Here is a 14,773-nt window from a genome sequence, read left to right as displayed (position 1 = left end):
ACATTTTTCCTCGATTCTAATTTGTTGGTGAGACTACTATTTGATTTAATAACTTTTGATATTGGTCAACATTCATATTGTAGGAAGGAACTATTTCGTAATGTTCAGCTCGTTTTCCACGTTGAATAATAGTCAATCCCTCTGGTAAACTATCAATTCGATAAGCACCACCAAATCTTACTAAAGTTCCCGGTTCAACATCTAGTGAAACTCCATGTGTCATTTTAACAAAGCCAGTAGATGGGTCTATTTTGATCTCATTTGATTTCAACTGAAATGAATTACCACCACGAAAAACATTTACTTTAGAGTTCCCATAATTGACGGTAACCCCTCCACCTCCACCTCCAAATATGGAGCCCGCAGCCATTGCTCCAACTGTCAAAGCAATTGTGTCAGTCTTATCATCTTTTCCGTACATGAAGTAGTAGTCTAATTCAGCAACGGCCCATTTAGCCTTACTGTAATCGCCACCTCTATTAGCCATTGCTAACCCAAATAGAAACTCAAATTGGTTTCGAGTCATCCCACCCGAGTCATCACCATAGAATCCATACTTGTATTCTTTAATTAATGATTTTAGAATTTTTGCCTGAGTAGCTGCGTCCACTGATCGAGCTGAGATAACTTGATCAGTAGCATCTGTATGAGACAAATTGCCAAGCGTATTACCACTTGAAGCTCCTCCTGCATCTGTGTAATGCCCTGTAGGATCACTATAAATCAATGGGTTATTATGCACATACGTATACAGATTCTGACTCAACGGATTTGTAATCTGCCCCTCGTACGTATCCTCATTTAAAAACCGTCCCATACTCGGGTCATAGTACCGTGCTCGCAGGTAATACAGTCCCGTTTCCTCATCATAGACTTCCCCCGTATACTTGAAGGAATTAGAGGTTTTCTCCACCTGACTAGTGATATTTCCCCACTCATCATAGGCGTAGTTATTCATGACTGTTCCGCTAGTATCGACAATCTGCACCACGTCACCATGGCCGTTGTACAAGTAGTAATAATCCTTAGTCGATTTTTTATCTTTCTTCACTAACACCCGGTCACCACGAACAAAATTAGCTTGCTCGACAAACTGACCGTTCACAATTTTCTCTTCCGATATGACTTGACCCTGGAAATTGTAGTTGACCTGGGTCTGGGTATTGTCCTTGGTCTTTATAGATCGCATTCCATCGGCATAGTACTGGAAGCTGGTACTGGCACCGCCTTTGGTAACACTCGTTAAAGTATTCTGCAGATCATACGTGTAGCTGGTATCCGCAGAATCCAGACTCACGGTGCTCGTATCCGATAATGTGAGCCGGTTGCCCCGCACATCATACGTATACGTCGTTTGGCCACCGTCTGGGCGGCTGATCGAGACCAGCCGGTTTAGCGCATCGTAGCCATAATTCGTTGTTTGAGCACCGCCTCCGTTACGCGATTCACTGACAGCGACCCGGTTTCCGTTGTTGTCATAGCTGTAACTGTAGGCAGTGAGCACGAAGTTTCCTTTGGTGTTGGTCATCCGCTCCGTCCAGCCCAGTGACGGGTTGTAGGTATATTCTGTCTTCAGTGTGCTGCCATCCGTCAGGGTCGGATAGGTGATCGACTTCACTTGATCATTGCCGAAATAGGTGTACTGCGCATTAGCCGATGCTGCCCCAGTCACTGCTGCACTTCCGTTGGTCTGTACCTGGGTCACCCGTGACTGCTGATACGTATAGTTGGTGAAAAAGCTCATATACTGGTCGCTAATCTGTGTCATTCTTCCCAGCACATCCACCTGATTGCCAATCGATACGTAGTGGCTTCCGGAGCGCCCATAGATCGAACGAACTTGTCCCAAGCTATCCCTCTTTATCGTCTGGTAAGCCGTCTCCGCCTGATTGAGCAGTGTTTGGATCGTCTGCTTTCGCGGACTTCCATCCCCTGTGATCATGACGGTCTCCAGCTTTTGGTCTACATTGTTAATCTTCCCTTGTATCGTGCTCTTCTTCAGTTGACCCGCTTCATCATAGGCATACGCAAAGCTGCTGCCATTGCGGTCGGTTTTAGCCGCTAACTGCCCCGAGCTGTTATAGGTATAGCTCTCGTTTTGGGATGCTGCATCCTGCTTCACGCTGAGCAAGCCCAATTCGTTATACGTTTTGCTGTTCAGCACCTGGGGAGTCCCATTTTTAGCTTGGATTGTCACCAGTGACAATTGCCCATGACCATCATAGCTATAGCGGGTCGTCTGATTCAACGCATCCTTCAAGGCAATTAACCGGCCTAGGGCATCGTATTGATAACTGGTGGTCACCCCATCCTCATTCAGATTACGATTCGGATCGGTGTATCCCGTCACCTGCCCAGCAATGTTGTAACGATAGGATTCGCTGATGGGCTGCTGCTTCGTCGGCCAGTCTTTATAAGTGGAGGCAGATAACTTATTCCCCCAGGGGTCGTAGCTCTCCTGAACATAGTTCAGGGACTGGCCAGTGGCCTGATCCTGAATATAACTGGTCGCGGTACGTGATTTGAGATCATAGTCGCTGACCATTACATCCCCGCTCGGTGTCGTGGCCCGATTCTGCCGGCCCCAGGCATCGTAGCTGGCGGTCAGTGTATTTCCTGCGGGATCGATGGAATAGACAGGACGTCCCTGATCATCATAATGATATTGGGTAAACACCCAATTGCTCACGTTCTCATCATAATGCTCTTCCAGTAAGGCGAGACCTAATCCGTTATACAACACATTCGCATAGGTTTTCATGCTCGTGCCATGGGTGATGTTGTTGACCGTGGTAATAGAATCCACCTTTAAGACCTGTGTGCCTGCATTTGTCGCATCGAAATTAGGAGAGCTCTGGTTATAGTAGTTGTAATCTACGACCTTCTGAACCCGTTCACTCTTGGCGTTGTTTATTTCAGGATAGGTTTCTTTTTTTAATCGCCCTACAGCATCGTATTCATAGGCAACAGTCTGGTTGTTGGCCTCGGTTTTGTGAATGACCTGGCCATTGTCTTTATTGTAGAGCATTTTGGTGGTGACAGCTTTTTCGTCAGCGGTCCCGATATTGAACCATTGCTGCTGCTCTGTAGGATACGCATAGTTGTTCTCACTACCATACCGCACCACCGATTTAGACACCAAACGAGCGTCCGCCCAAATGTCAGCTGTTGCATGTTCAATCTTCCCTTGTCCGTCGATATATCCGTAAGTATAAGATGTCTGCTCATTCTTAGCATTAATTACCGTTGCCGGGCGTCCCTGCGCAGTATACGTGTAGGACTCTACCAACGGATTCGCATCGCTTTCGTTCTGGTATTTGGATACAGAAGCCAGAAACCGGTAGGCAGGTTCATACTGATAGCTAGTGGTGTAGTGCTGTTTCAGATTCGGATTATTCCATTGCTCGGCCGTTAGCGGCTCCGTTTGGCTCTGAACCTGGCCCCAATTGGTATAGGTTGTCTCGGTATACAGATGTTTCGCCGAGGCGTCACTGTCCTGCACGGCATATTCCGAAATCGTTGTCCGTGTGGGAGACTGGGTAAACAACCCGTGGAACGCTGTATTTTCGGTTATTTTCCTCTCTCCGTTACCGGCAACCGTCTCTGAACGAAGGACTCTGCCTTCTTTGTCAAATGTATGTGTCGTACTTAGCCCGTTACTTGGTGTACTACTCATCACCGCGGATGTGGTACTGTAACGGAAATCATCCGGCAAATGACCTGGATACTGCTCTGGGGTATTCCCCGTATAGTCTCCAGTGTAGGTATACCGGAGTTGCTGATAGGCCTTTCCTCCCATATAGTCACTTCTAGACGTCGCCCGGAATTCTCCAAACGAATCAGAATTACTCATATGCCGGCTTACATATTCATAATTATACTTCGTGCTGGAATGCGGGTAGTTGACTTCACTTAGTAGGGCCTCAAAGTTAAATCCGTTATACGGGATTAGCGTCAGTTGATTATCATAGTTGAAATACGTGCTTTCTCCTATTGAATTTGTAATGCTAGAGAGAACCGGCTGATACACTTTAATCGCTGGCGCAAAATTTTTCGGGACATCCACAGCTACTCTGCCTTTGGTGAGAATGACCTTCTGAACTTCTTTCGTCCCGTTCATCACCCGGAGGGTAACCCGTTCTCCGTTAAAGGGTTCTTCGTGAAGATTATACTCATAGGTGAAGAGAACCATGCGCCCCAGCGTGTCGGTAATCGAAGACAAGCGACCATTATCAGCATCCGAATACTTGAAAGTGATCGTGTTGCCGAACCTGTCTTTAATGCCAAGCAACTCGCCTCTAGAAGAGAAATACTCCCGTTTCATATCCGAATATTCCATGTAATACCTTGATTCGTCTTGCCCGTTATTGAACTGGCCGGAGTACCTGGATTCAAAGATAATCCGTCTATCTTTTCCTTTGTAGTTAATCAAATTGCTGTAATTGGAGAGTTCATCGCCCTGTTGCCCGATGGCATAGACACTGCCATTTCCGTCATGATAGAAGCTTTGATTCTCTCCCATTTGAACGTATGGGAACTGGAAGGACCACCCATTCCCTAACTCGGGAGTCGCGTATTCATATACGGACTCCCACATCTGCCAGTGATTGCTATAGTAGCTTCTATAGACAAAAGGAGTCCCCTGATTAGAGTTGTACATCAGTCCCACATTCAAATCCAGTCCATCCACGCCTGGCAAATGAAGCAGACTTTCTTTCCTCGTCACACTTCCCGCCACAGGATCAATGGTTTCACTGGAGGTATTACGGTCACTGAATTGTGGTTTTTGGACCTGATTGATTTGCGCCTCTATGGCTCCTCTATCAATCACACCCGAGACTGCCGCATCAAATGCGGTAATCGACATCACCGATAAAGGATCTGCACTGAAATTCATCTCCGTCTTTGATGGCTCATAGACTGAGGAACGCACTGTGAATCTTCCAATCGCTTCCTGCTGCAGTAGATTTGGGTCGTATACATCTTCTCCAACTGTAGGAACATGGAGCGTCTGCATTTCCTGATCAAGTGTGGCTTGAATGTCTTCCCAGGATGCTTGTTTATCCTGCTTCCATCTCAACAGTTCGATAGCCGTCCACTTCGTCTGCCCCATCACCAGCAAGTTCAGCCAGTACACATCAATCTTGGAGGCTCCCGCTTGAACAAGTTGTTCAATATCTGCTTGTTTCAAGTCTAGATCCTCATTATCAGGTACACTCGACAAGATCCCCTTAGCCTTCATACCTGTCAGGGCCGGTTGCAACCGTTCTTTCTTCTGAAGAATCTTCTTCTTCAATTGAGTTACAGGCAGCAGGTTGATATCATAAGCATCTTGAGTTACAGAAACAACCTCGTCTGCAATCAAGGGCTGGGAGGGTGCATTCCTTTGGGCTCCTGGTGTTATTGTCGGCTCAGGACTTTGGGGCAGGAATAGATCGGAGGGTCCTGAGGGTACTGGAGAGGGAGAAGGACTGCTTTTAACCAATTCCGCTGTGCTTCTGGATGCAGTTGTCATAGCAGGGTTAGCTGACGCCTTCCCCATAAGGTTAGGAAATCCGCTAAATAGTATAGCCAAGGATAGGACATAAATGAATAAAGATTTTGCTTTTTGGTTACTATTCACTCTACAACTCCCCTGTTCATATAAGATCAAAGCTTATTTAAGTCCAAGAACCCGGATCGGTGGGATCTTCATAAAATACTTTAAAATTTCGTACCCAGATCGTTTGCTCACCCAGCATGTTCTCAACGACCACCTTGAGGGTATATTCCAATGTTTTCCCGACGTATCTTATATCAGCTGGTGGTTTAGGAACTGTGACCTGAAAACCAGAGTTCTTATCGCCATACTGGGGGTAGACGTTATAGACATCCAATCTTGAATTACGATTTATGGTTCCTGAGTATTTTATCGAGTCATCAATATAAACAGAAATGCTCTTAACAGGCGCCATATCCAAATACCAGCCTGATATTACAAATTGATTATCAGGATGCGTATTACGTACACTTCCATAAAGAACCAATCTTGCTCCTTCTGTCGGTGAATCCAAATACCCTATTGGGGACAATTTTTTGTAATTAACCGTTTTTTCATAATAGGTCTCGACTCCACGTGTGTCCCTAATAACAACCTTAATATTAAATGACTGTGTTATGTTAGGAAGCACGGTATCGAAGTGATAGCCTGAATTGTGATTAGAAAATTGAGGATATGAATTGTAAACATCTTCTCTACTATCTCCGTAAGTTGCTGTCCCCTTATATTCATTGTTAATGAACACTTTGATACTCTCCACTCCATTGTCACTAAGGTACCATCCTTTCACATGCACATAAGGGGAGCTTATTTCGGTGGTAGCTGGAGAATCCAAATAGCCGAGAATCTGTACAGGCACCTTTTTGAGCAAATTGCCGTTTCGGTCATATTGATAAGAAATAGTTGTACCATCTTTCGACATAAAAGTAACAATTCTTCCGTTGACATCATAAACATATGTACCAGATGGGCTAAAACTCACAGCCTCTGCAATAGAACTTGCAGTACAAATACTCAACAGAACTGTTAATAAAGTAAAAATGTACACCTTCAACTTATTAGTCATTTAACAGGCCCCCTTTTTTAAGTAAATTTTAATCTGAATTTAATATTATTTTAATAAAAGCCTTTATTTTCGCATCATACAACAAAAATCAACATTTGGAAATAAATATATTTAGGCAAAATCTATTAAGAAAAAACTACTGATAGGTTGGCAAGATTGCAGCCTTTGAATACTAAACTAGAGTAAAGGGCTGGTATGACCCAGCCCCTCCTCATCAAACCGTACGTGAGGTTTTCCCTCATACGGCTTTCCGATGTTTGTCATTCATGGGCATGCAGATTACAATAGCGTTTTTAGTCCACACTTATTGGCCATATACTTAACCTCCGGGAATGAACTCATCCATCTCCTCTGTTGTCTCTTCTTTGCATACCACCGGGTAAATCGCTGCAAAATATACCAATCCAGCTTGGCTAACCTCTTTTGGCTGTAGTTCGTGTAATAATAATTTCTCCATCCCTGTATCTTGGGATTGAGCCATTCCACGTGTTCCTCAAACGATTTCCAGCGCATGCCAGGCGGTGCTAACCTGTCCTTGACCACGCCTCGGATGCGTTCCTCTGCCTTCTTCGTTAGCCACTGCTGGGTGGTATAGTACACCTTCCCTTGAGAAGTTTCTGCTTTCGTTTTTCGGTGGTGCATTCCTAAGAAGTCGAAGCCTTCGTCTCCTGTCCACAGACCTACAATGCGGGTTTTGGTCGGATGTAGTGTGAGCTCTAGACGTTCCATAATGGTGCGGATGAGTTCATACGCATGTTCTGCATCCTTTTTCGTTTTACAGACCACAACGAAGTCGTCTGCATACCTCGTCAGTTCTCCCAACGTACTTCCGTGTTTCTCCCATAACCGGTCAAAGGTGTTCAAATAGATATTCGCCAGCAGTGGCGAAATGACGCCCCCCTGGGGTGTCCCTAAATCGGAGCGCCGTACGTTTCCTTCTTCCATCACTCCCGCATGAAGCCACTTTCGGATGAGCTTCAAGATCCGCCTGTCATTGATACGCATCTGTACCAGTTTCATGAGCTTCTCCTGATTTATATGGTCGAAGTAACCTTGGATATCGACGTCGACTACCCAATTTCCCTTGCGGTTGCAGGCTTTCCGGATTCGCTCCAACGCTCCTTTCGCGCTTCGTTTCGGACGAAATCCGTAGGAGACTTCTTTAAAATCGGCTTCAAAGATGGGTTCAATCACCAGTTTAGTTGCCATCTGTATCACTCGGTCGCGCACCGTAGGGATGCCTAGCGGTCTTGGCTTCCCGTCTTTCTTCGGGATATAGTGCCGCCGTACGGGCTGCGGATGGTAGCTGCCTTCTTTCAGTTCTCGCTCACAACTTTTGAGAAATCTCGTCAATCCTTGTTTCTCGATTTCAGAGAGCGTTACGGCATCTACTCCCGCGGCTCCCTTATTCGCTTTCACCCGTTTCCAGGCTTCGCCTAGCACATCCCACCGGTAGACTTTGTCGTACAAGGCATGGAATTTACGCTTGATGTTCTCCTTGGCCGCATGACCTAGCTTTTCTTGGAGTTCTTGAACTTTTTCCTTGGGTGTCGTTAGCCGCTTGGCATTCACTCACTCGTACCTCCTCCAAAAGCGTAAACAAAGCAGGGCTTCTTCCCTCCCTAAGGTTATGTTGTCCTTAGGTTCTTCGGTACTATAAGCCCCTCGGACTCCCTTCCCACAGACGGTTCACTTCGTCTTCTGGACTTATAGAGCGTCTCTTTACGGGGTTCCTTAAAAAAAAAAAAATTTCTTCCGTGTGGGGGAGGGTCTCCCCAGTTCACTGCATTATCTTTCAATCCATGCCGTTCCCATTACGCCGGAGGATTCTTCACTGCTGTTCCAAGTTCTGTACAGTTTCCTTGGCCTTCGTCTATTGTCTCGAGACTCGGCTCCCTCTGTTCCCCTTCGCAGGGCCCTTTTGACGACGCGGCAGGATTCACTTCATGTTGCGGCCTGGATTGTTGCTCGCCCGGTCTCTGACCGGTACTTTCGTCGATGCGCTTTTACACACAGATTTCGCCATGTGCAAGCATCCTAGCTACAAAGGTGGCTTGGTCCCTCCTGTGGTTGGACTTTCACCAACTAGATAATGCGTGCCTCTGGGCGCGCAAACAACAAAAAAGCCGCCCAACCGCAGCGGATGTTTTCCTCTGAAAACATCCGCTGCGAGGCGGCCTCATAAAAAGCGCTCACATATCATTAGTATCTGTATTATCCCTGTTTCTTGTCTCCCAGCTCCGCCCGCAGCTTCAGGAACACCTGATAGCTGCGCTCCGCGACCTCAGAAATGGCGATCGGGTGGAAGCCCGGCAGATCCGCATACAGCAGGTCGTTCAGCGGTGCAGTCCAGTTGACCGGCAGCTTGGCAGCCCCCAGCTTCGCTCCCATAATAGAACCAACGGTGGCCCCGTTGCAGTCGGTATCCATTCCGGCGGATACGGAGGTGACCACCGCTTTCTCGAAGTCATCGCCGCCATAGATCAGCGAGGCGGCCACAATGGCCGCGTTGTTGTTGGTATGCACCGGGTCGTAATGGCTGAACTCATTCCAGAGGGTGCTGACCAGTTCACGCTCACTGCCGGACTGCTGTGCAATTTCTACGCCCCGCAGCACGTCCTTAGCCAGTCTGCTCGTCTGCGGAATCTCACTCAGGCCGATCTGCACAATCTCTTGGTTGCTGAGGCCTGCGAACGCCGCTGAAATCATTGCGGCGTTGAACATCTCGCCGTAGATTCCATTCTTCACATGCGAGAAGGAAGCATCCCGCCAGCCCAGCTCTGCCGCCAGCTCGGGATGTCCTGCCGCTCCATAAGCGAGGGCATCCGCGCGGATTGCGGCACCGATCCATTCCCGGTACGGATTCAGATGCATCCGTACCCGCTCCTGCCGCAGCGGCCAGTCAGCCGGCTTCTCCCCGTGCAGATGGGAGGTCTCCTGAGCAAAGTTCATATAGCTCTGCGTTTCCGCCGTGCAGACCTGACTATAGGTCAGATGCCCGTGCCACAGCTTGCCGATATCCCAGGAATCCCAATTCAGCCCTTTTTGCTCCAGCAGGATAAGGCCAAGCACGGTATAACGGATATCATCATCACTCTCCATATAGCTGATCTTCTCGCGCGTGCTGGTGAACGACCAGTCGCTTAAGCCCAGGCCGTATTCCTCCCGGGCCGTAGAGAATTCCGGGGTATAGCCCGTAATCGGCCAGGCATCCGCACCACGGAACCACAGCTCGATATTCTCCCATCCGGTCCGGCCGTCCTTCCCGTACAGATAGTCCCAATATTCCAGCGGCTTGCCCAACGCGCAGCCTACACTCCGCCCAAGCCAGGCACCGTAGAATCTGTCTCTCCACTGGTCCGGCGTCCAGTCCACTGCAAGCTTACGCGGACCCTCCGGACGAAGCTGTCTGATCGCTTCCAGATCCGACGGCTCCTGGTAAGGAAAGCCCCCGTCCACGGGAAGTGCCATCAGCTCCCGGTATACCTCCATCAGCTTGTCCTCATCGCTCCCGGCTGCATCCAGCTTCTCCGCCAGGCTGCCCGGCTGGCAGCCCTCCTCGATCCGCTGCTGCAGCTCGAACCTTACCGTCTCCTGCAGACGTTCCCAGCCCGCCATCTGCTAAGCTTCTCCTGCCGGCGACTCCAGCTGCCGGTCTAAGCGGTCCAACGAATCGAATAGCAGCTTGATGAAGGCTTCGCGGTCCACGCCAAGCAGCACCTCCGTATTCGCAGGCTGCTCCGGCTTCTTGCGGCGGTCGGCCACGGTCATGCCCCGGGTAAGTTTGCCTTCGGTCTCTACCGTTACATACAGGTGCTCAGATTCGAACAGCTCCGGATGCAGCAGCCAGGCAATGGCGCAAGGGTCATGCAGTGCATTGCCGACAAAGCCCATTTTCTTCCCGTAGATCGAATAGAAATCCAGCAGCTCACCGACCATGACGGACACGGGGCCGCGCGTCTTGAGCTCCTGAATCTCCTCTTCGAAGATCGCTGCCTTATCCGTTACATCCAGTCCGCTCATAACAATCGGAATGCCGGATTCAAAAACGATCCGCGCCGCCTCCGGGTCCACATAAATATTGAACTCCGCTGTCAGGGTCACATTGCCGTAAGCCAGCCCGCCGCCCATTAGAGAAATCTTCTCGATCCGCTCCTTCACTTCCGGGTAAGCGGTAATCAGCAGGGCGATATTCGTCAGCGGAGCGGTAGGCACCAGGGTAATCTTCTCTTCCGAGGCACGGATAATTTCCAGCATGAATTCCACTGCGCCCTGCTCTACGGGCTTGAACTTGCTCGCCGGCAGCGCCGGGCCGTCCATCCCGGACTCCCCGTGGGCTTCTTCCCCGGTAACAAGCTTGCCCAGCAGCGGCGCCGCCGCGCCTTTGGCTACTGGAATATCTGCATTTACAAAGCTGAGAATCTTGAGTGCGTTGTCGGTGATTTTGTCCAGAATCTGGTTGCCGCCAACGGTTGTAATCCCCCGGATATCCAGCTCTCCCGGATGTGCCAGCGCAAGCAGAATGGCAATCGCGTCGTCATGCCCCGGATCGCAGTCAATAATGATAGGTGTTGGCATCGTTGTCGCTCCCTTAGATTAGTTGTGAGTGGATACTTTATTTCGTAACAGTAGCCTTAAGCTTCTTATTCTTCTTCCGTGTCTCGGAGATGGCGTAGATAATCAGACCAATGACCGTTGCCACATAAGGTAGCGTAGCGATCAGCTCGGCTGGAATCTTCAGTACCTGCAGAGCATTGGAGAGCGCGTCAGCTGCGCCGAAGAGCAGTGAGGTTAGCGCTGTGCCCACGGTGGTGCTGCGGCCCATGGATTCAGCGGCAATGGCAATCCAGCCCCGGCCGGCGATCATATCACGGGTGAACAGCGACAGGTAGCCCATCGACATATAGGCTCCGCCCAGACTGGCGAAGAAGCCGCTGAGCAGCAGCGCGCTGTACTGAATGCGGACCACACTGACACCTACGGACTGGGCAGCATGCGGATTCTCGCCCACAGAGCGGATTCGCAGTCCCAGCGGTGTACGGTTGAGCAGATAGTAGACTACGAGCACTGACAATATAGAGAAATACGTCAGAATGTGGTGCCCCGACAGAATCGGGCCCAGCACCGGAATATCCTGCAGGAGCGGAATATCTATACTCGGCAGCACTTTACTCGCTAAGGAGGTGGAAGATCCTTTGTCGCCGCTCAGGAGATACAGAATAAAGACCGTACCGCCGGAAGCGAACATATTAATCGCCACCCCGCCGAGAATAATATGGGTCTTGAACTTCAAGGTGAAAAAAGCCAGAATCCCCGCAATCAACGTTCCCGACAGCACCGCCCCAAGCAGCCCCACCCAGGCACTCTGCGTGTAGGCACTCACGATAACCCCGGCCAGCGCCGAGACCAGCATGATCCCTTCCATTCCGATGTTGATAATTCCGGCACGGTTCGAGATCAGCGCCCCCAGTGCAGCGAACAGTATAGGCGTAGTTACACGCAGGACAGAGAAGGCAAAATCCGTAGTCAGTATGACATTCAGCAGACTGTTCATGCTTCCTTCGCCTCCTTCAGCAGCATGCGGTTCTTCCAGAACTTGAGGAACTGCTCAGCGGATATCAGCAGAATAATGACAGCCTGGATAATCGAGATCATCTCGGACGGCACATCGGAAAGGCGTGACATCATATCGGCGCCAATGCGGATATAGGCCAGGAAGAGCGCCGAGACAATGACGGAGAACGGATTATTCTTAGCCAGCATGGCCACCAGAGCACCATCCATACCGTAGCCCGGCAAGGAGGTCCACTGAAACCGGCTGTACATCCCGAGCACCTCCACCGAGCCTCCCATACCGGCAATGAACCCGGCGATCAGATGGACCAGAATGATCACCTTGGCCGTCTTCATCCCCGAGTAACGGGCGAATTCCCGGTTAACCCCGGTCATCCGCAGCTCGTAGCCCCATTTGGTCTTGTAGAGGAACAGATGGGCCAGTACGATTAGCACCAGCACAATAATAAGTCCGGTGTGAATCCGCGTTCCTGCAAACAGCTTGCTGAGCTGGGCCGTTTTCTCAAATTTAAAAGAAACATTGGCAAACGCCTTGGCATCCCGCAGATGATAGTTCAGCAGATACAGCCCCACCCCGAACAGGATGTTATTGAACATCAGCGAAGTGACCAGCTCATTGGCATTCCACCTGGCTTTGAGAATACCGGGGATGGCGGAGAGCAACGCCCCCACGATGGAGCCTGCAAGAATCGCCACTACCGGATGCAGCCAGCTGTTCAGGCTGAGATGAATCGCCAGGACCGTGGCTACGATACCGGAGAAATAGAAGATGCCTTCTGCTCCCAGGTTGAACATATTGGCCCGGAACAGCAGAGAGACCGCAAGACCGGTGAACATCAACGGGATCGCCATTTCAATGACGTTGCCGATATGGCCCTTCGTGGACAACGGCTCCCAGAGGAAAATTCCGATCGTCTTCACCGGGTGGTCACTGACCAGCGAGATGATCAGGAACGCGATAATAAGTGCAATGACGATGACCGCCGCTGTGCGGATCGCCTCGAAATATTTGACTTTAAACATGATTTGCGGCCCTCCCGGTCTGCTCTTTGTCCTGCCGGTTAATTCCCAGCATATAGAGCCCCAGCTCTTCCTCACCGACTGCTGACGGATGTTCGAAATAGGCCACAATCTGGCCCTCATACATCACGAGAAGACTGTCACTCAGCTCCAGAATTTCATTCAGATCCGCTGATACCAGCAGCGTGGCACAGTTCGCCGAGCGCAGCTCCAGCAGCTTCTGGTGAATGAACTGGGCAGCCCCGATATCCACGCCCCGGGTCGGCTGCTCGGCGATCAGCAGCTGCGGATTCGTGGAGCACTCTCTCGCTACGACCACCTTCTGCATGTTACCGCCGGACAGCATGCCGATCGGCTGCTGCGGACCGGAGCACCGCACCTTGAATTCCTCTACCAGCGCAGAGGCCAGCGCAGCAATTCTGGACCCGTGCAGAAATGGCCCCTTATTCATATCCTTCTGGCGGTAGCGCGTGGAGATCAGGTTGTCGGCAATGCTGGCTTCTCCAGCAGAGCCCTGGCGCATCCGGTCCTCAGGGATATAGGATACCCCCAGGTTGCGGATGTCCAGAATATCCAGTTCACGGATATCCTTCCCCTTCACCTGTACCGACCCGCTGCCGCCAACCCCGCGCAGGCCGCCGGTCAGCGCCTCGATCAGCTGCGTCTGTCCGTTCCCTTCAACGCCGGCGATGCCGACAATCTGGCCTTCACGGACCGAGAAGCTGATCTCGGAGAGCAGCGCTTTGCCTTGGCTGTCTGAGACGCTCAGCCCTTCCACCGCAAGCACCGGCTTGCCGTAGGGAAGATCGCTTTTGTCATACTTCAGCACCACATCCCGTCCCACCATCAGCCGCGAAATCTCCTGCTCCGTTACTTCCTTGGTCTCGAAGACGCCTTCACTCCGGCCGCCGCGCATGATGGTAATCCGGTCACAGATGGCTTTGACCTCCTTCAGCTTGTGCGAGATGAACACAATCGTGTGTCCCTGCTCCTTAAGCTGCTGCAGCTCATGGAACAGCTCCTCCGTCTCCTGCGGAGTCAGCACCGCTGTCGGCTCATCAAGGATGAGTATCTTGGCCCCGCGCACCAGCGCCTTCAGAATTTCCACCTTCTGCTTCATGCCGACGCTCAGGTCCTCCACCTTCGCCTTGGCATTCACCGAGAGATTATATTTACGCGCAGTTGCTTCCGTCAGACGTACGGCCTCTGCATAATTGAAGCCCACGCCCTTCTTCGGCTCCATTCCCAGCACCATATTCTCCGCCACTGTAAAAGAAGGCACCAGCATGAAATGCTGATGCACCATACCAATGCCGCGGTCAATCGCGTCCTGCGGAGACTGTAGCTTCACTTGTTCTCCCCGAATGTAGAGCCCGCCTTCGCTCGGGCTCTCCATTCCGAACATAATTTTCATCAGAGTCGATTTACCGGCTCCGTTCTCACCCGCAATCGCATGGATCTCGCCTTCGCGCAGAGAGAACTCAACGTCCTTGTTGGCAACCACACCGTTCGGATACACTTTGGTGATTCCCCGCATTTCCAGCAGAGCATTTGCCATGGGTCATCAACGCCTT

Annotated in this window: 8 protein-coding genes; all 8 read right to left on the bottom strand. The window is 50.5% G+C overall.

The window, feature by feature from the left end; all coding sequences use genetic code 11:
* Positions 1-16: 16 nt before the first annotated feature.
* The gene (locus MKX63_RS09515; protein ID WP_341016717.1) at positions 17-5,365 is read right to left on the bottom strand and encodes an RHS repeat domain-containing protein; all 5,349 of its coding nucleotides are present in this window, start codon (positions 5,363-5,365) and stop codon (positions 17-19) included.
* Between the two features lie 295 nt (positions 5,366-5,660).
* Complete coding sequence (locus MKX63_RS09510; RefSeq protein WP_341016716.1) at positions 5,661-6,605, bottom strand: RHS repeat domain-containing protein; 945 nt, start codon at positions 6,603-6,605, stop codon at positions 5,661-5,663.
* Between the two features lie 279 nt (positions 6,606-6,884).
* Entirely contained in the window at positions 6,885-8,177 is a 1,293-nt protein-coding gene (gene ltrA / locus MKX63_RS09505; RefSeq protein WP_341016714.1) for a group II intron reverse transcriptase/maturase, read from the bottom strand.
* A 642-nt stretch (positions 8,178-8,819) separates the two neighbouring features.
* Positions 8,820-10,223: an ADP-ribosylglycohydrolase family protein gene (locus tag MKX63_RS09500; protein ID WP_341016713.1), complete on the bottom strand. Its 1,404-nt coding sequence runs from the start codon at positions 10,221-10,223 to the stop codon at positions 8,820-8,822.
* Between the two features lie 3 nt (positions 10,224-10,226).
* Positions 10,227-11,183, bottom strand: a complete 957-nt coding sequence (locus MKX63_RS09495; protein ID WP_341016712.1) for a nucleoside hydrolase — start codon at positions 11,181-11,183, stop codon at positions 10,227-10,229.
* Between the two features lie 37 nt (positions 11,184-11,220).
* On the bottom strand, positions 11,221-12,159 hold the full coding sequence (locus MKX63_RS09490) for an ABC transporter permease (RefSeq protein ID WP_340994435.1): 939 nt from the start codon (positions 12,157-12,159) through the stop codon (positions 11,221-11,223).
* Positions 12,156-13,202 (bottom strand): ABC transporter permease, encoded by a 1,047-nt coding sequence (locus MKX63_RS09485; RefSeq protein ID WP_341016711.1) that lies wholly within the window; start codon positions 13,200-13,202, stop codon positions 12,156-12,158. The genes MKX63_RS09490 and MKX63_RS09485 overlap by 4 nt, the downstream gene beginning before the upstream one ends.
* The gene (locus MKX63_RS09480) at positions 13,195-14,757 is read right to left on the bottom strand and encodes an ABC transporter ATP-binding protein (RefSeq protein WP_340751703.1); all 1,563 of its coding nucleotides are present in this window, start codon (positions 14,755-14,757) and stop codon (positions 13,195-13,197) included. The genes MKX63_RS09485 and MKX63_RS09480 overlap by 8 nt, the downstream gene beginning before the upstream one ends.
* Between the last annotated feature and the right edge of the window lie 16 nt (positions 14,758-14,773).

It is taken from the genome of Paenibacillus sp. FSL R7-0179, from assembly GCF_038002265.1.
Taxonomy (GTDB): domain Bacteria; phylum Bacillota; class Bacilli; order Paenibacillales; family Paenibacillaceae; genus Paenibacillus_AQ.
This window is presented reverse-complemented; position numbering and strand designations above follow the sequence as displayed.